The following is a 25594-nucleotide window of genomic DNA, read 5'->3' as shown; positions in this document are numbered from 1 at the left end:
TGCGCCGGGACGGGCAGGGGAGGAGCGGCGGGTGGCGGAGCGGACCTTGCGGGGGGTGGCGGCACTCGCCGAGGCGGTCGTGGAGGTCGGCCTCGCCCCGCTGGGGCTGGACGCGCCGGTGACGGGGCTGGAGGTGTTCGACCGGGCGGAACCCGGGGCGGACCCGGGCACCCTGCTGGTGGCCGTCGGGCTCGACCCGCGCTCGGAGCGGGCCGTGGCACTGGTCCGCGCCGCGGGGCGCGACCGGGCCGCCGGGGTGGTCTTCCGCGAGGAGGGCGCCGGCCCGCCCAACGACGCGCTGCGGACCGCCGCCGACGAGGCCGGCACCGCCCTGCTGTTCCGCCGGACCTGGGCCGACTGGGCGCAGCTGATCGGCACCCTGCGGGCCGGACTCGCCGTCGCCGAGGAGGCCGAGGTGGCCAATGTGCCGCTCGGCGACCTGGACGCGCTCGCCGAGGCGCTCGCCGCGCTGGTGGGCGGCGCGGTGACGATCGAGAGCCCCGACTCCCGGGTGCTCGCCTACTCCTCCAACAACCGGGACGTCGACGACATCCGCCGCTCCACCATCCTGGCCCGCCGGGTGCCGGCCGAACGCCGGGCGGCGATGCGCGAGGACGGCTTCTACGCGCTGCTGCGCCGCACCCCGGGCGCGCTGCACCGCCGGGCCGACGGCACCGCCCCCGAGCGCGCCGCCGTCGCGGTACGGGCCGGCGAGGAGGTGCTCGGCTCGCTGTGGGTCGCGCCGACCGGCTGCCCGCTGCCGCCGACCGTCACCGAGGCGCTGCGGGCGGCGGCCCGGATCGCGGCGCCGCACCTGCTGCACGACCGGGCCCGCCGCACCGGGCAGCGCGAACTGGTGCTGGAAGCGGCGCGCGCCCTGCTGGCGGGGCGCGGTTCGGCGGACGTCCTGGCCGCCCGCACCGGACTGCCGCCGGCCGAGCCCTGCGCGGTGCTGGCGCTCGCCCTCGCCCCCGGGCCGGATCCCCGGCCCTCCGGCGCCGCCCCGGTCAGCGGCGGGCGGCTGGCCCGTTCGGCGCACGCCGCCTGCGCCCGGCGCGGCCACGCCGCGGTGGCGGTGGCCGCCGACGGCGGCGCCCGGGTGCTGCTCGGCGGTCTGGAACGCGATCCGCGGCAGGCCGCCGCCCGGCTCTCCCGGCTGGCGGGCGCGCTCGCGCCGGAGCTGTCGGCGGAACTCGGCCGGCCGGTACGGATCGGCATCGGCGAGGTCCGGGCCGCCCTCGACCGGGCCGCGGACTCCTGCCGCACCGCCGAGCAGGCACTGCGCGCCCTGCGCCTCGGCCGCTCGCCGAACCCGCCGCCCGCCGCCGGCATCGGCGAACTCGCCGACACCGTCGCCCTGCTGACCGCCCTGGACGCGCTGCGGGCCCACCTGGCGCCCGCGCCGGAGAGCTCGGTGGCCCGGCTGGTGGCCCACGCGGCGAAACCGGGGGAGGAGGTGCTGCTCGACACCCTGCGCGCCTATCTGGAGCACGCCGGGGACAGCGCTCGGGCCGCCGCCGCCCTGGCCGTGCCCGCCAGCACCTTCCGCTACCGCAAGCAGAAGGCGGAGAAGGTCTGCGGCATCGACCTGGACGACCCGGACGCCCGGCTGCTCGCCCAGCTCCACCTGCGCCTGCTCGCCCTGGACGCCGCCGAACGCGACTGACGTCGCCGGGCGAAACCCGCGTGACTCCACGGACGGCACCGGCGACACTGACGCCATGACCGGAGCCGCACCGCACCGACTGCTTCGACCGCGCGCCCTGAGGCCAGGGGACCTCGTGGTCATCGCGGCGCTGTCAGGACCGCTGCCGGCCGCGTACGAGCCCAACGTCGAGCGGACGGTGGCGGTGCTCGAACAGATGGGATTCCGGGTGCGCCGGGCCCCGCTGCTCGACGCCGGGCGCCGCCGCTGGTGGAGCGCGGCCACCCCGACGGAGATCGCCGGGGAGCTCAACGGCCTGCTGCGTGACCCCGAGGTGCGCGCGATCGTCGCGAGCGACGGCGGCCAGACGGCGCTCGGCTACCTCGACCTGATCGACGTCGAGGCGGTCAGGGCCGACCCCAAGCCGATCCTCGGCTACAGCGACATCTCCCTGCTGCACCTGGTGCTCCACGCCCGCACGGGCCTGGTGGGGTTCCACGCCGACATGGCCGTCCCCGGCTTCGGTGGCCACTGGCGGTCCGCGCCCCCGGCGCGCCGAGCGGAACTGGAGAGGCTCTACACCGGGCTGCTGACCGGCACCGAGGCGATCGGCGCACTGCCCACGAGCCCGTCGTGGGAGTGCTGGCGCCCCGGCCGCGCAGAGGGCCGGCTGATCGGCGGGGTGATCAACCGCATCGTGCTGGCACAGGCCACGCCCTTCGCGCTGCCGCTCGAACGCTTCGACGGCGCGGTGCTGTTCTGGGAGGAGACGGGCGGCCTGGCGTCGTACGTGTGGAGCTATCTGCAGGTGCTGCGGCACTGCGGCATCCTCGACCGGATCGCCGGCATGGTCGTGGGAGTCCCGCACGAGATCGGCGGACTCGAACCAGGCGCCTCCCCGACCCTGCGCGAGATCGTGCTCGACGTCCTCGGCGACCGCGACATCCCGGTCCTGGGCAACGTCGAGTTCGGGCACGCGGGCCCGAACCTGCCGATGCCGGTCGGCCTCCGCGTCGGCCTCGACGCCCGGCAGCGGACGCTGTCGCTGCTCGAACCGGCGGTGTCACCGCCTCGCTGAACGTCCCCGCCCCGGCCGCGTTCCGGTCGCCGAGGTGGACCCCGCCCGCACCCGTCCGTTCCGCACCCGTCCGTTCCGCATCAGCCCGGGGTTGTCATCCCGTGGGCCGGTTCCAGGTGGCGGAGCGTCATTCGGTGGGCCGATGCGGCCCATCCGCCCCAAGTGACAGTGTTCGGCGCATGGACACCACGCCGATGGACATCGCGCCGATCGCAGGCCGTACCGGACCGACCCGCCGCCGTCTGCTGGGCGCCGCCCTCGCCCTGAACGTCATCGCGCCGTTGGGCCTGGCCCGCACGGCCTCGGCCGCTCCCGCCCCCGCCGGCGCCATCCCCGCCGGCACTTCCTCCGCCGGCACCGGCTCGCCCGCGCGGCTCACCCTGCCCGCTCCCACCGGCCCCTTCCCGGTGGGCATGGTGCCGCTGCACCTGCGCGACGAATCGCGGCTCGACCCGAACGCCAGGCCCGGAAGGTTCCGCGAGCTGATGGCCACCGTCTGGTACCCGGCCCGGCTCGCGAACCCCGACGCCTACCCGCTCGCCCCCTGGATGACCGAGGGCGCCCTGAAAGCCTTCCTCGACGACATCGGCTTCCCGCTCCCTCCCGAGCTCGTCCCGCTCACCGCCGGCCACCAGGGCGCGCCCGTCCACCGGACCGGCCGGCCGCTGCCCGTCGTCCTCTACTCGCACGGCGCGGGCGGTCACCGCGGCGACCACACCATCATGGTGCAGGAGTTGGCCAGCCACGGCTTCGCCGTCGTCACCGTCGACCACACCCACGACGGCATCACCGAGTTCCCGGACGGGACCGTCGTCACCCGGGACGGCGTCGCCCCCGGGCTGTACCCGAAGGACTACGCGGCCGACCTGCTCTTCCTGCTCGAACGTGTCGTCGACCTCGCCAACGGGCGCAACCCCGACGTCGACGGCCGCGCCCTGCCGGCCGGCCTGCTCGGCGGCCTGGACGCCCGGAACATCGGTGTCTCCGGCTGGTCCAAGGGCGGCACCGCCGCCGCCCTCGCCATGGTCGCCGACCGGCGGATCCGCGCCGGTCTCACCCTGGACGGCCGGATGGAGTCGAACCCCGCCATCACCACCGACATCGACCGGCCGTTCATGATGATGACCGCCACCTACACCCGGGCCGCCAGCCCGTACGTCGAGACCTTCTGGGGCCACCTGCGCGGCTGGCGCCTCGATGTCCAGGCCACCGGCGCCCTGCACGTCTCGTACGGCGACAACATGGCGCTGATCCCCCAGGCGGGCAGGCTGATCGGCATGACCGAGCAGCAGATCCAGTCCGCGGTCGGCACCCTCGACCCCGACCGCGGCGTCCTCATCCAACAGACCTACCCGCGCGCCTTCTTCGACCTCCACCTGCGCAACCGGCACTGCGGCAACCTGCTCGACGGACCGTCGAAGGCCTTCCCGGAGGTCGTGTACCACCCGTAGACCCGGTACGAGCGGCGGGCGGCAGCCCCGGGGAGAACCACCGCGACCGCGACATGCCTAGCAGGTGACAGGCGTTTTCCGGCGCCGTGCATTTCGGCCGGCGGGGTCGACAATTCCTAGCACTGCTCCGATTCTCCCGGCGTGAGCGATTGGTCGCACGCGACGGTGCTCCGGCCCCGCGTTCGCCGTCGGGCACCGATCCGGCGGTTCCGGCGGCGGCGTCCGGCCGGGTGACGCGGGGCCGTCCCCGGAAATCCGCGCCGTGGGACGAAGACGTGGTCGCCGCCGGCCGGGCAGCCTGGTGCCACGCCCGGGGCCACCCCGTCCCCGGCCCCGGGCGTCCGGCGGCGTGACCACCCGGTCGCCGTCAGGCCTCCGACCGCCCGACGAGCCCGTGGAGCGCGACACCATGACCCTTCCCCAGCCCGCCACCGGCTCGCCCGCCACCGGCCCGGGCGCCGCCGCCCGCCGCGAACTCGTCCTGCGCGAGGCCGTCCGCCGCCGGCTGCTCGACCCGGAGGACGCGCTGCTCGCCGTCTTCGTCGACCTCGACGGCGTGGCCGCGAGCGTCGCCGAGCTGCGCGCCGCCTTCCCGCCCGAGGTCGAGGTGCTGCACACCTTCGCGGCGAAGGCGAACTGCCTGGTCCCGCTGCTGGCCCGGCTGCGCGGGCTGGGCATGGGCTGCGAGGTGGCCAGCCCGGGTGAGTTCGCGCAGGCCCTGGCGGCCGGCTTCGACCCCGCGCGAATCGTCTTCGACTCGCCCGCCAAGACCCGACGGGAGCTGGTCCGGGCGCTGGAACTCGGCGCCGCCGTCAACGTCGACAACTGGCAGGAGCTCGAACGGGTCGACGCCCTCCTGCGGGCCGGTGCCTCCGCCTCCCGGATCGGCGTGCGGGTCAATCCGCAGATCGGCGCGGGCAGCATCGGGGCGATGAGCACCGCCACCCCCACCTCCAAGTTCGGCATCGCCCTGGCCGACGAGGGCAACGCCGAGCGGCTGGTGGAGGCGTTCCGCGCGCGCCCCTGGCTCAGCTGGATCCATGTGCACGTCGGCTCGCAGGGCTGCCCGCTGGACCTGATGGCCGAGGGCGTCGCCCAGGCCGTCGCCTTCGCCGAGCGGGTCAACGCCGAGCTGGGCCGCCGCCAGGTGGAGGGCATCGACCTCGGCGGCGGACTGCCCGTCAACTTCGCCGACGACACCACCACCCCCGGCTACGCCGACTACGTCGGGCGGCTGCGGGCGCACGCCCCGGCGCTGTTCGACAGCCGCTACCGGCTGGCCACCGAGTTCGGCCGCTCGCTGCTCGCCAAGAACGGCTTCACCGCCGCGTACGTCGAGTACACCAAGGAGTCCGGGGGCCGGCGGATCGCCGTCACCCACGCCGGCGCCCAGGTCGCCACCCGGACGGTGTTCATGCCGGACGCCTGGCCGCTGCGGATCACCGCGCACCACCCCTCGGGCGCCGCCAAGGACGGCGGCGACCCGGTGCCGCAGGACGTCGCCGGACCCTGCTGCTTCGCCGGCGACCTGCTCGCCAGGAACCGTCCGCTGCCGCCGCTGGAGCCGGGCGACCTGGTCGCGCTGCTGGACACCGGCGCGTACTACGCGACGACCCACTTCCAGTACAACAGCCTGCCCGAGCCGGCCGTGCACGGCTTCACGGTGGACGCCGGGGGAGCGGTGCGCTTCGAGCCGCTGCGCCGGGCCCAGCCGATCGAGGAGCTGATCCGGCCGGTCGGCTGACCCGACTCCGGGTCACGACGCGGTGACGGACGGTCAGAACAGCAGGCGGGAAGCGGTTCGCGGGCGGCGTGGCGCGGGTATCACCCTGCCGCGACCGCCGGCCCCCGGCCGCGGTTCGACAGCCTCGGCTCGTTCAAGGAGGCCTCGTCATGACCGCCCGCATCCCCGCCGAAGCCCGACCCCCCGCCGAAGCCGGGCCCCCCGCCGAAGCCCGACCGCCCGCCGAAGCCGGGCCCCCCGCCGACCCACCGGCCCAGGACGTGCGCACCGTGCGCCGGCTGCGCCTCGGGGTCGGTCTCCTCGGCTTCCTCCTGCCGATCGTGCTGCCCGTCGGCAACAGCCTCACCTCCGCCCGGATCGCCCTGCTCGACTCGATGAGCGCCTCCTACTACACCCACATGCGCAACGTCTTCGTCGGCGGTCTGTGCGCCATCGGCGTCTTCCTCATCTGCTACCGCCACGACCGCCGCGAGGACCGGCTCAGTTCGGTGGCCGGGGTGCTGGCGATCGGGGTGGCGCTCTTCCCCGTCGAGCCGCCGGCCTCCGTCGCCGCGCACCCGAGCGATCTCCAGAGGGTCGTCGGTGTGCTCCATCTCGCGTTCGCCGCGGGGCTGTTCGGCGTCCTGGCGTACTTCTGCCTGCGGCTCTTCGCGGACTCGCCGACCACCGGCGGCCGCCGCCCGGCGCGGGACCGGATCTACCTGGTCTGCGGCTGGGTGATCGTGGCGGGCATCGGGGCGGTCGCCGTGGCCGGGGTGCTCCACCTGGCCCGGGACTGGCCGCTGACGGTGCCCTACCTGGGCGAGGCGGTCTCGGTGTTCGCCTTCGGTGTCGCCTGGCTGGTGAAGGCCGAGGCCCTCACCGGCCTCGCGCCCCGCCCCGCCCCGGCCACCGCCCCCGCCGGTCCCTGACGGTCACCCGAGCCGCCCGCCCGCCCGCCCGCCCGGCCCGCCCGGCCCGCCCGCCCCGCCCGGTCGCCCGATCCGGCGACGCGCCCGGCCCGACCCGGCCACGGCATCCCGCCGATGGCAGGATGCTTGCGGCCGGTGTCGGACCGGCCGGGGCGCGCCGCGGCGTCCGTCGGCACCGCGGGGGAGTGGAGAGGGTCCGATGGGCCGCAGGAAGCACCAGGTGGCCGTGCTGGTCCTGGAGGGCGCGAAGCCGCTGGACGTGGGCATCCCCGCCCAGGTGTTCTCCAGCCGGCCGAGCATGCCCTACACGGTGCGGGTCTGCGGCCCGGCGCCCGGGCTGGTGGCCGGCGGCGACGGCCTCTCCTACCACGTGGCCGAGGGCCTGGAGGCGGTCGAGCACGCCGACACCGTCTTCGTGCCCGGCTACCGCGACCCGGCCACCACCGAACCCCCGGCCGCCGTCGTCGAGGCACTGGTGGCCGCGCACGCCCGCGGCGCCCGGCTGGCCGCGATCTCCACCGGGGCGTTCGCGCTGGCGGCCACCGGGCTGCTCGACGGCAAGCGGGCGACCACCCACTGGCACTACGCCAAGATCCTGGCGGAGCGCCATCCGCGGATCAGGGTCGACGAGAACGTGCTGTTCGTGGACGAGGGCGCGGTGCTCACCTCGGCCGGCGCGGCCTCCGGCATCGACCTCTGCCTGCACCTGGTGCGGCGCGACCACGGGGTGGGCCTGTCCAACCACGTGGCGCGGCGGCTGGTGGCCGCGCCCTACCGCAGCGGCGGCCAGGCCCAGTACGTGCCGCGCAGCGTGCCCGAGCCGCTGGGCGACCTCTTCGCCGACACCCGGGAGTGGGCCCTGGGGCACCTTGCCGAGTCGCTGACGCTGGAGGGGCTGGCCCGGCACGCCCGGGTCTCCGCGCGCACCTTCTCGCGGCGGTTCGTGGAGGACACCGGCTACACGCCCATGCAGTGGGTGCTGCGGGCCCGGGTGGACCTGGCGCGCGAGCTGCTGGAGCGCACCGACCTGGGGGTGGAGCAGATCGCCGACCGCGTCGGGCTCGGCACGGGGGCGAACCTGCGGCTGCACTTCCACCGCGTCCTCGGCACCTCGCCCACCGAGTACCGCCACACCTTCGCGGCCCGCTCGGAGGGGTGAGCGCGCGGGTCCGGACGTCCGTGCCGCGTTCGGTGCCCGATCGGGCAGAGAAGGACCGGTTCCGTCCCGCGGGGGGCCCGCATCGTCGATCGTTGACCACAAAAGTGGTCTAGTCCATCGCGGTCGGACGGGCCGGTCCGAGTCGCCGTCCGGGACACCCGCGCGATCCCGACTCCGCACCGTCACACCGCATTTGACGATCAGACGGAGAAGCGCGCACCCATGCAAAAAGTCTGCCTCGCCCTGCCCACCATGCGCCCCTGTCCCGACACCATCGTGGACCTCGCCGAGGAGGCGGCCTACGCCGTCGCGAACTTCGGGGTCGAGGTGCACCTCCTCGTCCTCGACACCACCGACGCCGCCGGAGTCGCGAAGAACGCGGCGGCCGTGGCCTCCCTGCCCCTCACCCCGGGCGTGTTCGTCCACCATCTCGACGAGGCGCAGCAGCGGGAGTTCTTCCGCCGGGTGGCCGAGCGCTCCGGCGCCGCCGACCCCGAGCTGCTGCTCGACATGATGCTCCCGCCGGCCGTCGCGTACGGCTCCTGCGTCAACCGGATCTTCCTGGGCGCCGCCGCCCTGGGCTGCACCTCGGCGCACCTGCGCAACGACGACGCCGACTTCCAGGTCCTCGACGGCCGGAAGATCTTCCCGATCCACCACGAGCTGCTCTCGATCGGCCGCCCGGCGGGCGAGGCGGCGGCCGGCGTGACCCGCTCCGAACTCGACCCGGCCGACGCCGACATGCCGGTGCTGCTGGTCAGCGGCTCCTTCATGGGCGAACTCAACGTGGACATCGGCGAGATCCGCGAGCTGGACCCGGCCGTCTACCGCGACGTGGTGCGCCTGTGGACCCCGCCGGTGTGGCCGGACGAGGACCGCGACGCGATGGTGGACGTCTCCTTCAAGGGCACCGGCACCGAGCCGTTCACGGCCGACGAATCCGTGCTCGGCGCGCCCGACATCTGGAACGTCTTCATGTGCAACGTCGCCCTGGACCACCGGGCCTACGAGGTGCTGCCGCTGCTGCCCTCGATCAAGACCCTCGGCTGCGACTACGCCCTGCTGCACGCCCTGGTCCACGCCCGGATGCCCGCCGTCATCCACAACCGGCACATCGTCAACTACTACACGCCCGAGCGCCGCACCGGAGCCGGCTTCATTCCCTACCAGATGGGGTTCGTGAAGCTGCTGCTCTCGATGCTGTACCTGTACCCGGTCTACGGCGGGATGATCGACCTCGGCCGCGGGCTGCTGGACGAGCGGAACGGGCTGAAGGTCGAGCCGATCCTCGACCTGGTCCGCGGCAGCATCGACTGGGACCGGGCCGGGAACGAGCACTGCCTGGACGTCCTGGACCGCTCCTACCGCAAGCTGGGCGGCAAGTACGCCGAGCTCGCGGACGTGGTCGCCGGGCAGCGCGAGCAGCTCCTGGACGAGGCGCAGGAGGACGCGCGGCGCTGGGCGGTGCTGATCGAGGCCTGGGCGCCGCTGGTGGCCGCCTCCCGCGCGGAGGGGCTCGGCGCCGCTTCGGAGGTTCCGGCCCGGTGATCGAGGACCTCCGGATCCGGCGGCTGACCGACGAGGACTGGGACGCCGTGGTCGCGCTGGAGCACGACGCCTACGCGGCCGACGGCCTGTCGGAGGGCCGGGAGGCACTGCAGTCCCGCGCCGTCGGCTCGCCGGAGACCTGCTTCGTGCTGGAGCAGGACGGCACGGTCCGCGGCTACCTGCTGAGCCTGCCGTACCCGCCGCTGCGCTGCCCGGACCTCGCCGGCCCGGAGAGCGCGGCGTTCGAGTCGAGCAACCTGCACGTGCACGACCTGGTGATCGCCGAGGACCTGCGCGGCCGGGAGGTCGCGCTGGAGTTCATGCGGTACTTCCGGGCACGGGCGCAGGAGCTGGGCTTCGAACGGATCTCGATGGTCGCGGTGCGCGGGGCGGACATCCTGCTGCGCCTGCTCGGCTACCGCGCGCACCGGGAGGTGGCCGTCCCCGCCTCCTACGGGCGGCGCGCGGTCTACATGTCGACGCCGGTCTAGGGCCGGACGGCGCTGGTGGCGGCTGCACCCCGGGTGCAGCCGCCCGTGGCGGGATCCTTGCGCTCGATGGCAAGGTGTCTGGCGGGATCCTTGCGCACCATGTCGATCCGGCCCCTGTCCGGGACCTTCCGATTTTCGGATGATTGAACCGTCATCAAACGGACGGACACACCCGGACCACCCGGCACGACCCAGGGAGCCCTCATGACCCGCATCGCCATCAACGGCTTCGGCCGCATCGGCCGCAACAGCCTGCGCGCCCTGGTGGAGCGCGGCAGCGAGCTGGAGGTGGTCGCGATCAACGACCTCACCTCCGTCGACGCGCTCGCCCACCTGCTCCGCTTCGACAGCTCGCTCGGCCGATTCCGCCGCCCGGTCGCGGTCGAGGGGGACGAACTGGTCGTCGACGGCCGCCGGATCAAGGTGCTCGCCGAGCGCGACCCCGCCGAGCTGCCGTGGGCCGAGCTCGGTGTGGACATCGTGCTGGAGGCCACCGGCCGGTTCACCTCCGCCGAGGCCGCCCGCGCCCACCTCAAGGCCGGTGCCCGGAAGGTCCTGGTGAGCGCCCCGTCCGACGGCGCGGACGTCACCCTGGCCTACGGCGTGAACACCGACGAGTACGACCCGGCCGAGCACGTGATCGTCTCGAACGCCTCCTGCACCACCAACGCCCTGGCCCCGCTGGCCGCGGTGCTGGACGAACTGGCCGGCATCGAGCACGGCTTCATGACCACCGTGCACGCCTACACCCAGGAGCAGAACCTCCAGGACGGCCCGCACCGCGACCAGCGCCGCGCCCGCGCCGCCGGCGTCAACATCGTGCCGACCACCACCGGCGCCGCCAAGGCGATCGGCCTGGTGCTGCCGAACCTCGACGGCAAGCTCTCCGGCGACTCGATCCGGGTGCCGGTCCCGGTCGGCTCGATCGTCGAGCTGAACACCACGGTCGAGCGCGAGGTCACCCGCGACGAGGTGCTCGCCGCCTACCGCGCCGCCGCCGACGGCCGGCTGAAGGGCATCCTCGACTACGCCGACGAGCCGCTGGTCTCCAGCGACATCACCGGCGAGCCCGCCTCCTCGATCTTCGACGCCGCCCTCACCCGGGTCGACGGCAAGCACGTCAAGGTGGTCGCCTGGTACGACAACGAGTGGGGCTTCTCCAACCGCGTCATCGACACCCTTCAGCTGCTCGCCCGGGGCTGACCCGCTTCCGGGGGCGCCGCTGCTCCCGGGGCACCGCCGCTCACCGCTCCCGGGGTCACCACCCCGCCCGAGGACGCCGCCGGAACCGCTGCGGGAACGTGACACGCGTGTTGCGCCCCGTGGCGATCCTCCGGCGGCCCTTGAGCGGCCCCGAGCGGTGTGTGACGGTGGACGGCACGCCCGTCCCGTCACCCGCCGGGCGGGTTGAGCCGAAGAAAGAGGACACCGGTGCCGACCCACGACCAGCCCCTGCGGAAACTGGGATTCCTGACCATCGGGCTGTTCGACCCGGCCGACCCGGCCCGCGGCCACGAGTCCACGCTGCAGCTCATCGAACTCGGCGAGCAGCTGGGCTTCGACAGCGCCTGGGTGCGCCACCGTCACCTTCAGCACGGCATCTCCTCCCCGGTCGCCGTGCTCGCGGCGGCCACCCAGCGCACCCGGCGCATCCAGCTGGGCACGGCGGTCATCCCGGTCGGCTGGGAGAACCCGCTGCGACTGGCCGAGGACCTCGCCACCACCGACCTGCTCTCCGGCGGCCGGCTCAACCCGGGCGTGAGCATCGGGCGGCCCGGCCACTGGGAGCAGGTGGCCGGGGCGCTCTACCCGGACACCGCCGAGGCCGAGGACTTCGGCTACCGGCGGGTGAGCCGGCTGCTGGGCTTCCTGCGGGGCGAGCCGGCCACCGACTTCAGCGGGGTCGAGGGCATCGAGGTGTACTCGGACAAGGTCCAGCCGGTCTCGCCGGGCCTGGCGGACCGGCTCTGGTACGGCGGCGGGAGCCTGCGCTCCGCCCGCTGGGCCGGTGAGCAGGGGCTCGGCCTGCTCACCAGCAACGTCGTGCGGGCGGAGGAGTCGGAGGACTTCGCCGAGATCCAGCGCTCGCAGATCGTCGCCTTCCGCGCGCACCACCCGCTGGGCGCGCGGGCCCGGGTCTCGCAGGGCCTGGTGGTGATCCCCACCGACAGCGCCACCGCCGGTCAGCGGGCGCGCTACCAGGAGTACGCCCGCAGCCGCACCGCCCGCACCGCGACCCCGCAGGGTCCGTCGCGGGTGATGTTCGCCCGCGACCTCGTCGGCAGCTCCGCCGAGATCGCCGAGCAGCTGTACGCCCACGCCGGGTTCCGGGAGGTGGACGAGGCGGTCTTCGCGCTGCCGTTCACCTTCGGCCACGAGGACTACGTGCAGATCCTCACCGACATCGCCACCGTCCTGGCCCCGGCCCTCGGCTGGAAGCCGGCCACCGGCGCCTGAGCCCGACGGACGCCCGGGCCGCGGACGCCCGAGCCTGCGGGCGTCCGGTCCGGCGGGCGTCCGGTCCTGCGGGCGGTCAGAGGCGCTCGGGCACCGGGTTGCCGACGGCCTCGATCGCCCGCCGCACGGGCACCTTCAGCAGCACGGCGAAGCCGATCACGAAGAACACCAGCAGCGAGATGATCGCCGACCGGTAGCTGCCGGTGACCTGGTAGGCGAGGCCGAACACCAGCGGCCCCATCCAGCTGGTGCCGCGGTCGCTGACCTTGTAGAGGCTGAAGTACTCGGCCTCCTTGCCCGGCGGGATCAGGTGCGAGAACAGCGAGCGCGACAGCGCCTGGCTGCCGCCGAGCACCAGGCCGATCATGCAGGCCAGCGCGTAGAACCAGGCCGGCTGATGGGCCGGCATGAAGTAGCCGAGGGCGAGCGTGACCACCCAGCCGACCAGGGAGCCCAGGATGGTCCGCTTGGCGCCGTAGCGGTGGGCGATCCGGCCGAGCAGCAGCGCGCCGGCGATCGCCACGACCTGTACCAGCAGCACCGCGGTGACCAGCGAGGTCTGGTCCATGCCCAACTCCTCGCTGCCGAACAGGGAGGCCTGTGAGACGACGGTCTGGATGCCGTCGTTGTAGCAGAGGAAGGCGGCCAGGTAGAGCAGGGTGAGCGGGTGGCGCCGCATGCCGCGCAGGGTCCGGCCGAGCTCCCGCAGGCTGCCGGCGGCGGGCTCCGTCCCGGGCTCTGTCCCGGTCCCGGCCCCGGCCTCGACGGCCTTCGGCGGGTGTCCGGGGAGCACCCCGGCCCGGGACGGCAGCCGGAGCATCGGCACGATGGTGAACAGCGCCCACCACAGGCCCGCCGAGGCCAGGCAGATCCGCACCGCGGTGCCCTCGGAGAGCCCGAAGGCCTCGTGCCCCTGGAACAGCGCCAGGTTGGCGATCAGCAGCAGCCCGCCGCCCGCGTACCCGTACGCCCAGCCCTTGGAGGACACCGCGTCGCGCTCGTCGGGCGAGGCCAGACCCGGCAGGTAGGCGTAGGAGAGCGCGACCGACACCGCGTAGGCGAGGTTGGCGACGACCAGCAGCGCGCCGCCGAGCAGGTAGCGGTCGCCGCCGAGGAAGAACATGCCCATCGTGGCGGCGGCGCCGAGGTACGCGAAGCCGCCCATCAGCTCCTTGTGCCGCCCGGTCCGGTCGGCGACCGTCCCGGCCAGCAGCATCGCGCCGACCGACAGCAGCACGGAGAAGGAGACCGTGTAGGGGAAGAAGGAGCCGGCCCGGATCGCCAGGCCGAAGGGGTGCACATCGCCGTTGGCGTCGGCGGCCTCCTTGGCGACCGAGGTCAGGTACGGTCCGAGGAACACCGTCAGCACGGTGGCGGAGAAGGCCGCGTTGGCCCAGTCGTTGATGTACCAGCCGACCTGTATGCGGCGCAGTGCGCGGCCGTCGTCGGTGGCGGTCGCCGGGGGCTCCGGCCGGTGGGTCGTGGTGCTCATGGTGTTCCAATCCCCGTGCTGGAGCCGTCGCCGCCGGGGGTCCAGCGGCCGCGCTCGCGGAGGACGTCGCGCAGGACGTCGATGCGATCGGCCATGATGCCATCCACCCCCAGGTCGAGCAGAGCGCGGATGCGTGTGGCGTCGTCCACGGTCCAGACGTGAACCTGCAGGCCCCGACGGTGCGCGGCGCGGACGAAGGCCCGGTCGACCACCCGCACGCCCCGGTGCCGCTCGGGCACCTGCGCGCAGACGCCGGCCCACGGCGCCCCGTCACCGCGCAGCAGCGGCCCGGCCAGTGAGCGCAGCCGCAGCCGGGCGACCTCGCGCGGGCCGAGCGAGGTGGCCAGCCGTGGCCCGGCGGCGGCGCGGACGGCGGCGAGCCGGGCGTCGGAGAAGCCGCCGACGCAGACCCGGTCCCAGGCGGCGGTCCGGCGGACGGTCTCGACCAGCGGGGCGACGGCCGGCATCGCCTTGACGTCGATGTTGAAGCGGGCGTCGGGGAAGGCGTCGAGCAGGTCCTCCAGCAGCGGGACCGGCTCGGTGCCGCCGATCCGGGCCTGGCGGACGGTGCGCCAGGGCAGTTCGGCGACCGCCCCGGTGCGATCGGTGACCCGGTCGAGGCGGTGGTCGTGGAAGGCCACCAGCACGCCGTCGGAGGTGGCGTGCACATCCGTCTCCAGGTACCGGTACCCGAGGGCGACGGCGGCCTCGAAGGCGGCGAGCGAGTTCTCCGGGCGGCCGAGGTCGCCGCCCCGGTGGGCGAAGGCGAGCGGCCCCGGGTGGTCGAGGAAGGGGTGCATGTGGTGCTCCGTGCGCCGTGCTGCCTGGTGCGTGACATTGTTACACCTACTGTCAAGCTGTAACGCCCACCGGGGTCGCGAGGCCGCCTATCATGCCGGTGCGGCAGGGGCCGCCCGGCGCCCGCCGCGTCCGTCGCTCACGTACCGCCCGAGAGAGGAGCCCCCGAGTGGGTAGCACTGTCGAGACGCTGGAATTCCAGGCCGAGACGCGTCAGTTGCTCCGGTTGGTGATTCACTCGATCTACTCGAACAAGGACATCTTCCTGCGCGAGTTGATCTCCAACGCCTCCGACGCCCTGGACAAGCTGCGGCTGGAATCGCTGATCGACTCCGGCCTCGACGCCGACACCTCCGACCTCCACATCGCCCTGGAGGTGGACCCGCGGGCCCGGACGCTGACCGTCCGTGACAACGGGATCGGCATGAGCCGCGACGACCTCGTGGAACTGATCGGCACGATCGCCAAGTCCGGCACGGCCGGCCTGCTGGAGAAGATCAAGGAGACCGACGACGCCGCCGCGGCGCAGAGCCTGATCGGCCAGTTCGGCGTCGGCTTCTACTCGGCCTTCATGGTCGCCGACCGGGTCACCCTGACCACCCGCCGTGCGGGCGGCGAGGCCGGTACCCGGTGGGAGTCCGACGGCGAGGGCACCTACGAGGTCCAGGCCGTCGACGGGCTGCCCGTCGGCACCTCGGTCACCCTGCACCTCAAGCCCGCCGACGGCGAGGACGGGCTGGCCGACTACCTGGCCGAGTGGAAGATCCGCCAGATCGTCAAGCAGTACTCGGACTTCATCCGCTGGCCGATCCGGATGGCGAGCGAGCACACCGACGCCGAGGGCGCCACCACCCGGCAGGTCGACACCCTCAACTCGATGAAGGCGCTCTGGGCCCGGCCGCGCAGCGAGGTCACCGAGGCCGAGTACGCGGAGTTCTACCAGCAGATCAGCCACGACTGGCTCCCCCCGGCCGAGACCGTCCACATGCGCGCCGAGGGCACCTTCGAGTACGAGGCGCTGCTGTTCATCCCCGCGCAGGCGCCGTTCGACCTGTTCTCCCGCGACGCCAAGCGCGGCGTGCAGCTGTACGTCAAGCGGGTGTTCATCATGGACGACTGCGAAGCGCTGATGCCCGACTACCTGCGCTTCGTCAAGGGCGTCGTGGACGCCCACGACCTGTCGCTGAACATCTCCCGCGAGATCCTCCAGCACGACCGCCAGATCCGCGGCGTGCGCCGGCGCCTGGTGAAGAAGGTGCTCGGAGCGCTGAAGGACGTCCAGGCCAAGGACGCCGAGCGCTACGCCAAGCTCTGGGAGCAGTTCGGCCGGGTGCTCAAGGAGGGCCTGATCGAGGACGTCGACAGCACCGAGGCCCTGCTGGAGCTGGTGTCGGCCACCTCCACCCACGACGCGGAGCGCTCCACCACCCTGCGCGAGTACGTCGGGCGGATGAAGGACGGCCAGGAGGCGATCTACTACCTGACCGGCGAGGACCGCGCCACGGTGGAGAACTCCCCGCACATGGAGGCGTTCGCCGCCAAGGGCTACGAGGTGCTGATCCTCACCGACCCGGTCGACGAGGTCTGGGTCGAGCGGGTGCCGGGCTTCGACGGCCACCGCTTGCAGTCCATCGCCAAGGGCCAGGTCGACCTCGACGAGCCGGCCGACGGCGACGAGCAGGCCGGGGCCGAGAAGGCCCGGCGCGAGCAGGAGTTCGCCGCGCTGCTGCCGTGGCTGACGCAGGCGCTGTCCGGCCATGTGAAGGAGGTCCGGCTCTCCTCGCGGCTGACCACCTCGGCGGCCTGCGTCGTCGGCGACGCCCAGGACATGACGCCGACCCTGGAGAAGATGTACCGCGCGATGGGGCAGGAACTGCCCCCGGTCAAGCGGATCCTGGAGCTCAACCCCACCCACCCGCTGATCGTCGCGCTGCGCACGGCGCACGAGGCGAACCCCGGGGACCCGGCCCTGGCGGAGGTCGCCGAACTGGTCCACGGCGGCGCGCTGCTCGCCGAGGGCGGCGACCTGCCCGACCCGGCCCGTTTCACCCGGCTGCTCACCGACCGGCTGGCCCGCGGCCTCTGACCGCACCCGCCCCGTCCCCTCCGACGACCCGGCCGCGCACCCCGCGGCCGGGTCGTCGCGCGTTCGGCGCCGGGTCACCGGACGGGCCGTCACTCCGCTTGCGTCACCGTCTTGACTGGTGACGCAAGCGGCTGCCATGCTTACGTCACCGCCTCAACCGGTGACGGAAAGAAGGTCCGGCCGGGCCGGGGCGGTCGGACGTCACACGATCCAGATGGGGAGCACCAGTCATGGCAGTCAGCTACACGGCCGTTGTCGACGTCGACGGGGAGGGCCGCAACGGCGGTCGGGTCCGCTCCTCGGACGGTCTGCTGGAGACCGGCCTCGCCATCCCGAAGGAGTTCGGTGGCGCCGGCACCGCGACCAACCCGGAGCAGCTGCTGGCGGCCGGCTGGGCCGCCTGCTTCCTCGGCGCCCTGCGGCTCGCCGCCGGCGCCCGCGGCATCCGGCTCACCAGCACCGCCATCACCGCCGAGATCACGCTCACCCACGGCGACGACGGCGAGTTCGGCCTCTCCGCGGTCCTCAACCCGGTGCTCGGCGGAGTGGACCAGGCCACCGCCGAGGAGCTGGCGCGGGCCGCCCACCGGACCTGCCCGTACTCCAGGGCGACCCGCGACAACATCCCGGTGACCATCAACGCCCGGGCCGCCGCCTGACCGTCCCGAGCCACCTGACAGCGGGTCCCGTGTCCGTCCCCCGGCACGGGGCCCGCGCCCTTGTCGTCCGCCGCGGGCCGTGATCGGCCCGCGCGCCCAGGGGCACCGCCGTCAGGGCGGGCTCAAGGGCGGCTCAACGGCGGGCTTCGGGGCGGGCTTCAGTGCAGCCCGGCCGGAGCGGTCTTCTTCCGTGCGCGGTAGGCCGCGGCCTTGATCTTGTTGCCGCAGGACTCCATGCCGCACCACTGGCGCCGCATGCCCCGGGAGCGGTCGATGTAGATCCGGGTGCACTCGGGGTTGCCGCACTCCTTCATCAGCGGCACGTCGGGGCCGCTGAGGAGGTCGACCGCGTGCCGGGCGACGGTGGCCAGCGCCTGCTCCGGGGTCGCCTCGTTGTGCCGCCCGGCCACCGTGAGCTGAGGCGTCACCGGGGTCCTGCGGGCCGCGCCGTTGAGCACGGCCAGCGCCTCGCGGTCGAACTCCTCCCCGGCGACGCGGTTGGTGACCAGCCGGTAGACCGCCTCGCGCACCGTCCTGGCCTCCCTGACGTCGCGCTCGTCGCCGGGCGTGATCGTGTCCACGAGGCCGCACTCCAGGTACCAGGCGTTCAGCCGCTCCGGGGTCACGAACATCTCGAACCGGATCGTGCGCCGGGCGCGCAGAGTGCCCGCGAAGTCCAGGGCCGGGTTTCCGCACACGAAGACATGGTCGAGATTCACATCACCATGCTGACAGGTGACTCCAGGGGGCGCAAGGACGGGTCAGCGCACCCAGGGCGCCGCCCCGGGCCCCAGCCGGAGTTCCCGGCCCCGCCACCGCCGGCGCAGCCAGCGGTCGTGCCCGGCCACCACGACCGCGCCCGGACCGCCGCCCAGGGCCTCCTCCAGTTCGTCGCACAGCTGCGGAGAGAGGTGGTTGGTGGGTTCGTCGAGCAGGAGCAGCTGCGGCGGGCGAGCCACCAGCAGCGCCAGCGCGAGCCGTCGGCGCTGGCCGACGGAGAGCCGGCCGACCGGCTTGTCCAGGTCCGCGGCGTGCAGCAGGCCGAGCGACTCCAGCGGCACCCGCTCGGCCCGCGCGGCCCCCAGCGCCGAGAGGTAGGTGTCGCGCACCGAGCGGTCCGGCCGCTCGAACACGGTGTCCTGGGTGAGCAGTCCCATCGTGAGCCGGGGTCGTCGGAGGACCTCGCCCTCGGCGGCGAGCCGCCCGGCGAGCACGGCGAGCAGCGTCGACTTGCCCACCCCGTTGCCGCCGGTCACCAGCAGCCGGTCGCCGGTCGGCACTTCCAGGGTGGTCGGTGCGAGCCGTCCCGGCACCCGGACCTCCCGCAGCGTCACCAGGGGCTCCGGGTGCCCGGTGGCGTCCGGCTCGTCCGTGACGTCGGCAGGGGCGTCCGCGGTCAGGGCCGGGGCCGCGAACCGCAGCGGGCGCGGCGGTTCGGCGACCCGCGTGCGCTCCAGCTCCTCCAGCCGGCGCGCGGCGTCGCGCACCCGGCGGGAGATCTGGTTCTGCACCCGGCCCGCCCGGTGGCCGTAGCCCATCTTCTCGTTGTCGCGCCGTCCCCGGTCCGGTGCGACCCGGTGCGCGGTGACGCCGGCCGCCTCCCGCAGCTCCGCGAGCTCCAGCTGCTCCTCGGCGTACCGCCGCTCCCAGCGCTCCCGTTCGGCGCGCCGGGCCGCCAGGTAGGAGCTGTAGCCGCCGCCGTGCCGGACCGGTCCGTCCACCGCCGGATCGAGGTCGACCAGGTGGGTGCAGACGGCGTCGAGGAACGCCCGGTCGTGGCTGGCGGCCACCATCGCGCCCGGCAGCGTGCGCAGTTGGTCCTCCAGGAAGGCGGCGGCCTCGTCGTCCAGGTGGTTGGTCGGCTCGTCCAGCAGCAGCGCCGACGGGCGGCGCACCAGCAGCGCGGCCAGCGCGAGCCGGCCGCGCAGGCCCCCGGAGAGCGAGCCGAGACGGCGGTCGTGGGCGAGCCCGTCGAGGCCGAGGCCCGCCAGCACCAGTGACGCGCGCCGGTCGGCGTCCCAGGACTCCCGGTGCTGCGCCTGCTCCAGGCGGCGGCCGTAGGCGTCGAGGAGGTCCGGGTGGTCGGGGGAGTCCTCCGGGACGCGGGCCAGCTCCTCGCCGAGCCGGTCGAGTTCGGCGAGGTCGGCGCGGGCCTCGCGCAGGGCGTCATCGAGCACGGCGGCGATCGTCGCGTCGGCGTCGAAGGGCAGCTCCTGGTGCAGGAAGCCGAGGTCGGCGGGGCGCGAGACGCGTCCCGCGTCGGGTTCGTCCACGCCGGCGAGCAGCCGCAGCAGGGTGGACTTGCCGGCGCCGTTCTCCCCGATCAGGCCGATGCGCTGGCCGGGGGAGGCGGTCAGGTGGACGCCGTCGAGGACGCGCCGGCCCGCCAGGTTGCGGACGAGGTCGTGGGCGAGCAGGGCGGGCCGGGGGGAACCGGTCGACCGGGTGCGCCGGGTGTGCTGGACGTGCTGGACGTGCTGGGACACGGGGGAGCCTCGGGACGGCTACGGGCAGCGGGACGGACCACCGCGGCCCTGGGCGGGCGTGGAGAGGGGCACGACGGAACGGACCACTCCGCTGGCGCTTCCACGCGCCGGCCGGTGGCCGTCAACTCCGGGTCTCACCCGGAGATGTCGTCGTCACCCGCCACGTCTGCCGCTCCTCGATCACCGGTCCTGGCCACCTGGAGCGTAGCAGGCGCCCCGGACACCGCCCGGCGGCCAAGGCGGGCGCCGGGCCGTCCCGTTGACAGCCCGTCGGCGACCGTGTCAGAGTCGTCACCGGTTGAACCGGTGACGGAGTCGGATCGGTCCGACCGAGGCCGTGCGGACCCGCCGCGCCCCATTCCTGGAGGAACCCCATGAAGCGCTTCCTGACCGTCCTCGCCGCAGGGCTGCCGCTGGCCGCGGCGGTGGGCCTGCCGATGGCGTCGGCGCAGGCCGCGAGCGGTGTCCCCGCGACCTTCGCCTGCGCACCGGCCGCGGTGCAGGCCGCCGTTCGGGCCCCCGACGGCACCCGGGTGGAGTCCGTCACGGCTGTCCGCCGGGAGGGCGGAACCGTCCAGGGCGGCGGCATCCTGGGCGGCACGGTCACCGGAGTACCGGCCTTCTGCGAGGTGACCGTCACCCTCACCCACCCGGACGCCGACGACCACGCGAGGATCCAGACCTGGCTTCCCGTCACCGGCTGGAACGGTCGCTTCCAGGCGCTCGGCGGCAGCGCCTACGCGGCCGGGGACAACGGAGTCGGCCTGGCCGGCGCGGTCAAGAACGGCTACGCCGCGACCACCACCGACGCCGGGCTGGGCGACGTCGTCGACGTCTCCTGGGCCCTGGACGCCGAGGGCCGGGTGAACGGCGCCCTGCTGGAGAACCTCGCCTCCCGCTCCCAGCACGAGGCCGCGCTCGTCGGCAAGCAGGTCGTCGCCGCCGGCTACGGCAGCGCCGCCGCCTACTCCTACTTCAACGGCTGTTCCACCGGCGGCCGCCAGGGCTACCTGGAGGCGCAGCGCTACCCCGACGACTTCGACGGCATCCTCGCCAACGCGCCCGCCGTGCACTGGGACGAGTTCGAGGTCGCCACCCTCTGGCCGCAGGTGGTCATGAACAACGAGCGGACCTACCCCTCCGCCTGCACCTTCAAGGCCTTCACCGATGCCGCCGTCAAGGCCTGCGACCCGCTGGACGGCGCCGTGGACGGCCTGGTCAACGACGCGGCGCGGTGCGAGTTCGACCCGCGCCGGCTGATCGGCGCCAAGGTGCTGTGCGAGGGCCGGGAGCTGACCGTCACCGCCGCCGACGCGGCCGTGGTGCGCAAGATCTGGGACGGCCCGCGCACCGCGTCCGGCCGCAAGCTGTGGTCCGGTGTCCCGGTCGTCGCCCGGCTGACGGGCCTGGCCGGCACCACCCCGCCCGACGCCGCCGGCCAGGTCAAGGGCGCGCCGTTCCCGGTGCCGCAGGCCTGGGTCGCCAACTGGCTGGAGAAGCAGCCGGCCTTCGACGTCTCGACGCTGACCTACGGCCGGTTCGAGCAGCTCTTCGCGCAGTCGCGGGCCGAGTACGGCAGCATCATCGGCAGCGACGACCCCGACCTGTCCGCCTTCCGCGCCTCCGGAGGCAAGCTGCTGAGCTGGCACGGCCAGGCCGACGAGTTCATCCCCACCCAGGGCACCGTCGACTACCGCCGCCAGGTCGAGCGGACGATGGGCGGCGCCAAGCGGGTGGACGACTTCTACCGGCTCTTCCTCGCCCCGGGCACCCCGCACTGCGGCCTCAACAAGGGCGCGGGCACCGTCGACGACCTCGGCGCGCTGCGGGCCTGGGTCGAGCAGGGCAAGGCCCCCGCGATCCTGCCGGCCACCCTGGTCGACGCCACCGGTCGCAGCGTCGCCCGCGACCTGTGCCGCTACCCCCGGGTGTCCCGCTACACCGGCCACGGCGACCCGGCCGCCGCGAACAGCTTCCGCTGCGTCCTGCCGACCCGCTCCTGACCGCCCCCGACCGGAGCGGCCCGCACCCCGGGGTGCGGGCCGCTCCGGTTCAGCCGGACGGCCTCCCGGGACCGTCCAGCAGCTCCGCCAGGAAGGCGTCCCAGTCCAGGCCGTCCGGCTCCGCCCCGGTCGGGACGGCGCGGTAGGTGGCGTCGAGCCACCCCGCCAGCGGCCCGGCCGGCAGCTCGAACAGGGCCTCCAGCTCCGGCGATTCCAGGAGCAGCCAGGACGACGGCCGCTCCTCGCGCTGCGTGGGCCACATCCGGACGCCGCCGCAGCCGCTCATCGTGGCCAGGCCGCGGTACAGCAGCTCACGGCCGATCCGCCGGACGACCCCCGGCCCGTGCCCGGCCGGGAACTCCACGGTGACCACGGCCGGCGTGGCCGGGTCGAAGCGGAACTCCGCCCGCCCGGGCAGCCGGGTGAACTCGTCGAGCATCCGGTCGACGGCGAGTCGCAGCGCGGGCACCGGCCCGGGTGCCGGGTGCGCTCGCGGTGGCGAAGCGTCACGGTCCATGTCTGGCGTACCCCTCGGTGGTGACGGAACGTGTGGCCCCAGCCTTCGCCGGGGAGTGCCGTCCGCACATCGGTCAATTGACGGTCGGTGCCGGGACCGGTCATCCGCGCCCGGGCCGCCGGGCGACGCGGCCGCGGCGCTGCGCCGGGCGGCTCTCGAACTGCGCCGCGAGCACCCCGACCGGTTCGACCCGCGGGCCTCCCCGATCCACGGCGGCCCTTGAGTCAGGGTTGATCCCGTCATGGGTCAAGCCGGTGACGCTCGCCCCGCATCAGGGTGCCGGCCCGGGAACGCGGCCGCCGTGGCCCGTCCGAGTGGGGCTGTTCCGGACGGGCCACGGCGGCCGGGAGGGGGCGGGCCTCGTCAGGCGGGGACCACCCGGTAGCTCAGGGCCGGGTTGAGGAGGTTGCTCCGGGCGAGTGAGCCGGTGGCCAGCGGGTGGGCGCCGGTGCAGCCCGCCCCGGTGTACAGCACCACCGAGGCGGCGCCGTTGACGACCTGGACCGAGCGGACGGGCGTGGCCAGGGTGTGGCAGGTGCCGAGGTCGCCCAGGTCGACCGTGGTCACCGCCCCCGTGCCGTTGGCGCCCGTGTAGAGGTAGCCGCCCTCCTGCAGGGGCGGCCATCCGGCGGCGTTCGCCGACCCGGCGCCGAGGCCGACCAGGGCCGCGGTCATCGCCGCGGCCGCGGCCGTGGTGCGGAGCGTCGCTCGGGGGATCAACATGCGGAACCACCTTTTCCCTTCGACGGGTGACGCGATGCCGCCGGGCGTCGGGCCGGCCGGTCCTCGCGCCGGCCGATCGTGGCCGGTGGAAGCAGAGCCTGGCACGGATGATCAGTCGCGGGTGAGTGGAGAATCGGACAAGTTTCAACATCATCACCTGATTGACAGGTGACGAATGGGGGAAGAACCCGGGATGGTCCCCGGGACCGGAGAGATTGGAGGGTGTCATGAGCGGCGAACACATCGACGACCCCGACGCCGAGGCGAGGCTCGCCCGCTTCGGCAGGCTCCCGGAGCGCATCCGCTTCGAGGACATGACCGAGGAGGTGGCGCCCGAACCGGGCGCGGGGTCGGGCCCCGGGTACGACCCGGACGGCTCCTTCAGGTTCTACAACTGCCTGGCCGTCGACTTCGGCCTGTAGTGGCCTGCCGCGCCCCCGGTGCCGCCCGCCGCCCGGGTGACCCGGCGGAGCGGCGCGGCCGGGTGCCCCGCGGGCCGGGGAGATGATCGCCGGGTTCACGGGTGCCCACGCCGCCGGAGGCGCACATGCGGATCCTGCTCGTCGCGAGCGCGTACAACAGCCTCACCCAGCGGGTCCACGCCGCGCTGCGGGACCTGCGTCACCCGGTGGAGGTCCACCTGGCCGGGGACGACGGGGCGCTGCGGGCGGCGGTGCGGCGCCACGCCCCGGACCTGGTGGTCGCGCCGATGCTCACGACGGCGCTGCCCCGCGACGTCTGGTCCGCCGTCACCTGCCTGATCGTGCACCCCGGCCCGCCCGGCGACCGGGGTCCGTCCGCCCTCGACTGGGCGATCCACGAGGGGGCCGCCGAGTGGGGCGTGACGGTGCTGCAGGCCGACGAGGTGATGGACGCCGGCCCGGTCTGGGCCTCGGAGCCCTGCCCGCTGCCGCCCGTCGCCAAGAGCGACCTGTACCGGGGCGAGGTCGCCGACGCCGCCGTCGAGGCGGTGCTGCGCGCCGTGCGGCGGTTCGCCTCCGGCACCCACACCCCCCGCCCGCAGAGCGGCCCCGAGTGGCGGGTGCCCGACCGCACCCGCCCCTACCTGCGCCAGGAGGTGCGGCGGATCGACTGGGCGCACGACAGCACCGACACCGTGCTGCGCAAGCTCCGCGCCGCCGACTCCCGGCCCGGCGTGCTGGACGAGCTGCTCGGCGCCGAGTGGTACCTGCACGGCGGCCACCCGGAGCGGGCACTGCGCGGGCGCCCCGGTGAGCCGCTGGCCACCCGGGCCGGCGCGCTGTGCCGGGCGACCGCCGACGGCGCGGTGTGGATCCCCGAGCTGCGCCGGCGCCGCACCCCGGGCGGGCCCGCCACCTTCAAGCTGCCCGCCGTCACCGCCCTCGCCGCGGCCGCGTCCGGCCCGCCGGCCCTGCCCCGGCTGCCGGAGGTGCCCGCGCCGCTGATGCCCGCCGAGGACGACCCGGTCTGGTCCGACATCCGCTACACCGAGCGGGGACCGGTCGGCCTGCTGCGGTTCTCCTTCCCCGGCGGCGCGATGAGCACCGCGCACTGCCGCCGCCTGCTCGACGCCTACCGCTTCGCGCTCACCCGGCCGACCGCGGTGCTGGTGCTCGGCGGCGGCCGCGACTTCTTCTCCAACGGCATCCACCTGAACGTGATCGAGGCGGCCGCCGACCCCGCGGCCGAGTCCTGGGCCAACATCAACGCCATCGACGACCTGGTCGAGGCGGTCCTCACCACCACCGACCGCCTGGTGGTCGCCGCCCTCGGTGGGAACGCCGCGGCCGGCGGGGTGATGCTGGCCCTGGCGGCCGACGAGGTGTGGTGCCGCCGGGGCGCCGTGCTCAACCCGCACTACCGGCTGATGGGCCTGCACGGCTCGGAGTACTGGACCTACACCCTGCCGCGCCGGGTGGGCGCGGCGCAGGCCCGCCGGCTCACCGAACGGGCGCGGCCGGTGAGCAGCGCCGCCGCCCTGCGGATCGGGCTGGTCGACCGCGTCCTCGCCTGCACCCCGCAGGAGTTCGGGCCCGAGGCCGCCCGCCTGGCGCGGCTGACCGCCGCCTCGCCGACCGTGCACGGCCGGATCGCCGCCAAGAAGGCCGCCCGCGAGGCCGACGAGCGCAGCCGGCCGCTCGCCGACCACCGTACGGCGGAACTGGCCGTGATGCACCGCCAGTTCTTCGACCCCGAGGCGCCGTACCACGCGCTGCGCGCCGCCTTCGTGCGGAAACTGCCCGCCCCCGCCGCGATGGCGTGACCCGGACGGCCCATCCGGATCGCGGCCGTCCGGCTGCTCCGCCCGGCCGCGTGGACCGGCGGGACGGGCCGGGGGCTGTTATGACGGTTCTGAGCCATTCC

Annotated in this window: 21 protein-coding genes; 15 read left to right on the top strand and 6 right to left on the bottom strand. The window is 74.5% G+C overall.

The features are described 5' to 3' along the window. Positions 1 to 31: 31 nt before the first annotated feature. From ACFU9E_RS08310 to ACFU9E_RS08265, 10 genes are all read left to right on the top strand, one after another. Positions 32 to 1666, top strand: coding sequence for a helix-turn-helix domain-containing protein (locus ACFU9E_RS08310; RefSeq protein WP_380682094.1), 1635 nt, complete (start codon positions 32 to 34; stop codon positions 1664 to 1666). Between the two features lie 55 nt (positions 1667 to 1721). Continuing rightward, the gene (locus ACFU9E_RS08305) at positions 1722 to 2723 is read left to right on the top strand and encodes an LD-carboxypeptidase (RefSeq protein WP_380682093.1); all 1002 of its coding nucleotides are present in this window, start codon (positions 1722 to 1724) and stop codon (positions 2721 to 2723) included. A 179-nt stretch (positions 2724 to 2902) separates the two neighbouring features. Further along, positions 2903 to 4174, top strand: a complete 1272-nt coding sequence (locus tag ACFU9E_RS08300) for an alpha/beta hydrolase family protein (protein WP_380682092.1) — start codon at positions 2903 to 2905, stop codon at positions 4172 to 4174. Between the two features lie 409 nt (positions 4175 to 4583). Beyond that, complete coding sequence (locus ACFU9E_RS08295; protein WP_380682091.1) at positions 4584 to 5918, top strand: diaminopimelate decarboxylase; 1335 nt, start codon at positions 4584 to 4586, stop codon at positions 5916 to 5918. A gap of 149 nt (positions 5919 to 6067) precedes the next feature. Further along, positions 6068 to 6829: a DUF998 domain-containing protein gene (locus tag ACFU9E_RS08290; RefSeq protein WP_380682090.1), complete on the top strand. Its 762-nt coding sequence runs from the start codon at positions 6068 to 6070 to the stop codon at positions 6827 to 6829. Between the two features lie 199 nt (positions 6830 to 7028). Then, the gene (locus tag ACFU9E_RS08285; RefSeq protein ID WP_380682089.1) at positions 7029 to 7988 is read left to right on the top strand and encodes a GlxA family transcriptional regulator; all 960 of its coding nucleotides are present in this window, start codon (positions 7029 to 7031) and stop codon (positions 7986 to 7988) included. 222 nt (positions 7989 to 8210) lie between these two features. After that, entirely contained in the window at positions 8211 to 9536 is a 1326-nt protein-coding gene (locus ACFU9E_RS08280; RefSeq protein ID WP_380682088.1) for a DUF6271 family protein, read from the top strand. Further along, complete coding sequence (locus tag ACFU9E_RS08275) at positions 9533 to 10027, top strand: GNAT family N-acetyltransferase (RefSeq protein ID WP_380682087.1); 495 nt, start codon at positions 9533 to 9535, stop codon at positions 10025 to 10027. Before ACFU9E_RS08280 ends, ACFU9E_RS08275 begins: the two co-directional genes overlap by 4 nt. 204 nt (positions 10028 to 10231) lie before the next feature. After that, positions 10232 to 11230, top strand: a complete 999-nt coding sequence (gap, locus tag ACFU9E_RS08270; protein WP_380682086.1) for a type I glyceraldehyde-3-phosphate dehydrogenase — start codon at positions 10232 to 10234, stop codon at positions 11228 to 11230. Positions 11231 to 11458: 228 nt separating this feature from the next. Further along, complete coding sequence (locus tag ACFU9E_RS08265; RefSeq protein ID WP_380682085.1) at positions 11459 to 12484, top strand: LLM class flavin-dependent oxidoreductase; 1026 nt, start codon at positions 11459 to 11461, stop codon at positions 12482 to 12484. A 76-nt stretch (positions 12485 to 12560) separates the two neighbouring features. Here ACFU9E_RS08265 and ACFU9E_RS08260 read toward each other — a convergent pair whose 3' ends face one another. Together ACFU9E_RS08260 and ACFU9E_RS08255 are read right to left on the bottom strand one after the other, a co-directional pair. After that, positions 12561 to 13976, bottom strand: coding sequence for an MFS transporter (locus ACFU9E_RS08260; protein WP_380682084.1), 1416 nt, complete (start codon positions 13974 to 13976; stop codon positions 12561 to 12563). Continuing rightward, positions 13973 to 14776 carry a glycerophosphodiester phosphodiesterase gene (locus ACFU9E_RS08255; protein ID WP_380682083.1) on the bottom strand — a complete coding sequence of 268 codons (804 nt, stop codon included), beginning with the start codon at positions 14774 to 14776 and terminating at the stop codon, positions 13973 to 13975. Before ACFU9E_RS08255 ends, ACFU9E_RS08260 begins: the two co-directional genes overlap by 4 nt. Positions 14777 to 14943: 167 nt before the next feature. Here ACFU9E_RS08255 and htpG point away from each other — a divergent pair, with 167 nt between their 5' ends. Together htpG and ACFU9E_RS08245 are read left to right on the top strand one after the other, a co-directional pair. After that, positions 14944 to 16860, top strand: a complete 1917-nt coding sequence (htpG, locus tag ACFU9E_RS08250; protein WP_380682082.1) for a molecular chaperone HtpG — start codon at positions 14944 to 14946, stop codon at positions 16858 to 16860. A gap of 230 nt (positions 16861 to 17090) precedes the next feature. Beyond that, positions 17091 to 17519, top strand: a complete 429-nt coding sequence (locus ACFU9E_RS08245; RefSeq protein ID WP_380714851.1) for an Ohr family peroxiredoxin — start codon at positions 17091 to 17093, stop codon at positions 17517 to 17519. A gap of 158 nt (positions 17520 to 17677) precedes the next feature. Here ACFU9E_RS08245 and ACFU9E_RS08240 read toward each other — a convergent pair whose 3' ends face one another. Both ACFU9E_RS08240 and ACFU9E_RS08235 read right to left on the bottom strand, forming a co-directional pair. Continuing rightward, complete coding sequence (locus ACFU9E_RS08240; protein WP_380688948.1) at positions 17678 to 18238, bottom strand: CGNR zinc finger domain-containing protein; 561 nt, start codon at positions 18236 to 18238, stop codon at positions 17678 to 17680. Positions 18239 to 18280: 42 nt separating this feature from the next. Further along, positions 18281 to 20005, bottom strand: a complete 1725-nt coding sequence (locus tag ACFU9E_RS08235; protein ID WP_380688950.1) for an ABC-F family ATP-binding cassette domain-containing protein — start codon at positions 20003 to 20005, stop codon at positions 18281 to 18283. A gap of 374 nt (positions 20006 to 20379) precedes the next feature. Between ACFU9E_RS08235 and ACFU9E_RS08230 the strand changes: the two genes are divergently transcribed. Further along, positions 20380 to 22008, top strand: a complete 1629-nt coding sequence (locus tag ACFU9E_RS08230; protein ID WP_380688952.1) for a tannase/feruloyl esterase family alpha/beta hydrolase — start codon at positions 20380 to 20382, stop codon at positions 22006 to 22008. 49 nt (positions 22009 to 22057) lie between these two features. On the opposite strand, the gene ACFU9E_RS08225 is transcribed toward ACFU9E_RS08230, so the two are convergent. Together ACFU9E_RS08225 and ACFU9E_RS08220 are read right to left on the bottom strand one after the other, a co-directional pair. Continuing rightward, positions 22058 to 22525 (bottom strand): SsgA family sporulation/cell division regulator, encoded by a 468-nt coding sequence (locus ACFU9E_RS08225; RefSeq protein WP_380714849.1) that lies wholly within the window; start codon positions 22523 to 22525, stop codon positions 22058 to 22060. Between the two features lie 363 nt (positions 22526 to 22888). Further along, complete coding sequence (locus ACFU9E_RS08220; protein ID WP_380689306.1) at positions 22889 to 23248, bottom strand: hypothetical protein; 360 nt, start codon at positions 23246 to 23248, stop codon at positions 22889 to 22891. Between the two features lie 227 nt (positions 23249 to 23475). On the opposite strand from ACFU9E_RS08220, the gene ACFU9E_RS08215 reads away from it, so the two are divergent. Both ACFU9E_RS08215 and ACFU9E_RS08210 read left to right on the top strand, forming a co-directional pair. Next, the gene (locus tag ACFU9E_RS08215) at positions 23476 to 23670 is read left to right on the top strand and encodes a hypothetical protein (protein WP_380689304.1); all 195 of its coding nucleotides are present in this window, start codon (positions 23476 to 23478) and stop codon (positions 23668 to 23670) included. Between the two features lie 125 nt (positions 23671 to 23795). Further along, positions 23796 to 25493: a hydrogenase maturation protein gene (locus ACFU9E_RS08210; protein WP_380689302.1), complete on the top strand. Its 1698-nt coding sequence runs from the start codon at positions 23796 to 23798 to the stop codon at positions 25491 to 25493. The last annotated feature ends 101 nt before the right edge of the window (positions 25494 to 25594 follow it).

Source organism: Kitasatospora sp. NPDC057595, from assembly GCF_042800875.1.
Classification (GTDB): domain Bacteria; phylum Actinomycetota; class Actinomycetes; order Streptomycetales; family Streptomycetaceae; genus Kitasatospora.
This window is presented reverse-complemented; position numbering and strand designations above follow the sequence as displayed.

What these genes read in the sequence shown, in the direction of transcription:
- ACFU9E_RS08285 (WP_380682089.1), top strand. Translation starts at nt 7,029, where the DNA reads ATGGGCCGCAGGAAGCACCAGGTGGCCGTGCTGGTCCTGGAGGGCGCG.
- ACFU9E_RS08280 (WP_380682088.1), top strand. Translation starts at nt 8,211, where the DNA reads ATGCAAAAAGTCTGCCTCGCCCTGCCCACCATGCGCCCCTGTCCCGAC.
- ACFU9E_RS08260 (WP_380682084.1), bottom strand. Translation starts at nt 13,976, where the DNA reads ATGAGCACCACGACCCACCGGCCGGAGCCCCCGGCGACCGCCACCGAC.
- ACFU9E_RS08215 (WP_380689304.1), top strand. Translation starts at nt 23,476, where the DNA reads ATGAGCGGCGAACACATCGACGACCCCGACGCCGAGGCGAGGCTCGCC.
- ACFU9E_RS08300 (WP_380682092.1), top strand. Translation starts at nt 2,903, where the DNA reads ATGGACACCACGCCGATGGACATCGCGCCGATCGCAGGCCGTACCGGA.
- ACFU9E_RS08225 (WP_380714849.1), bottom strand. Translation starts at nt 22,525, where the DNA reads ATGGACCGTGACGCTTCGCCACCGCGAGCGCACCCGGCACCCGGGCCG.
- ACFU9E_RS08305 (WP_380682093.1), top strand. Translation starts at nt 1,722, where the DNA reads ATGACCGGAGCCGCACCGCACCGACTGCTTCGACCGCGCGCCCTGAGG.
- ACFU9E_RS08255 (WP_380682083.1), bottom strand. Translation starts at nt 14,776, where the DNA reads ATGCACCCCTTCCTCGACCACCCGGGGCCGCTCGCCTTCGCCCACCGG.
- ACFU9E_RS08290 (WP_380682090.1), top strand. Translation starts at nt 6,068, where the DNA reads ATGACCGCCCGCATCCCCGCCGAAGCCCGACCCCCCGCCGAAGCCGGG.
- ACFU9E_RS08210 (WP_380689302.1), top strand. Translation starts at nt 23,796, where the DNA reads ATGCGGATCCTGCTCGTCGCGAGCGCGTACAACAGCCTCACCCAGCGG.
- ACFU9E_RS08245 (WP_380714851.1), top strand. Translation starts at nt 17,091, where the DNA reads ATGGCAGTCAGCTACACGGCCGTTGTCGACGTCGACGGGGAGGGCCGC.
- gap (WP_380682086.1), top strand. Translation starts at nt 10,232, where the DNA reads ATGACCCGCATCGCCATCAACGGCTTCGGCCGCATCGGCCGCAACAGC.
- ACFU9E_RS08295 (WP_380682091.1), top strand. Translation starts at nt 4,584, where the DNA reads ATGACCCTTCCCCAGCCCGCCACCGGCTCGCCCGCCACCGGCCCGGGC.
- ACFU9E_RS08230 (WP_380688952.1), top strand. Translation starts at nt 20,380, where the DNA reads ATGAAGCGCTTCCTGACCGTCCTCGCCGCAGGGCTGCCGCTGGCCGCG.
- ACFU9E_RS08220 (WP_380689306.1), bottom strand. Translation starts at nt 23,248, where the DNA reads ATGTTGATCCCCCGAGCGACGCTCCGCACCACGGCCGCGGCCGCGGCG.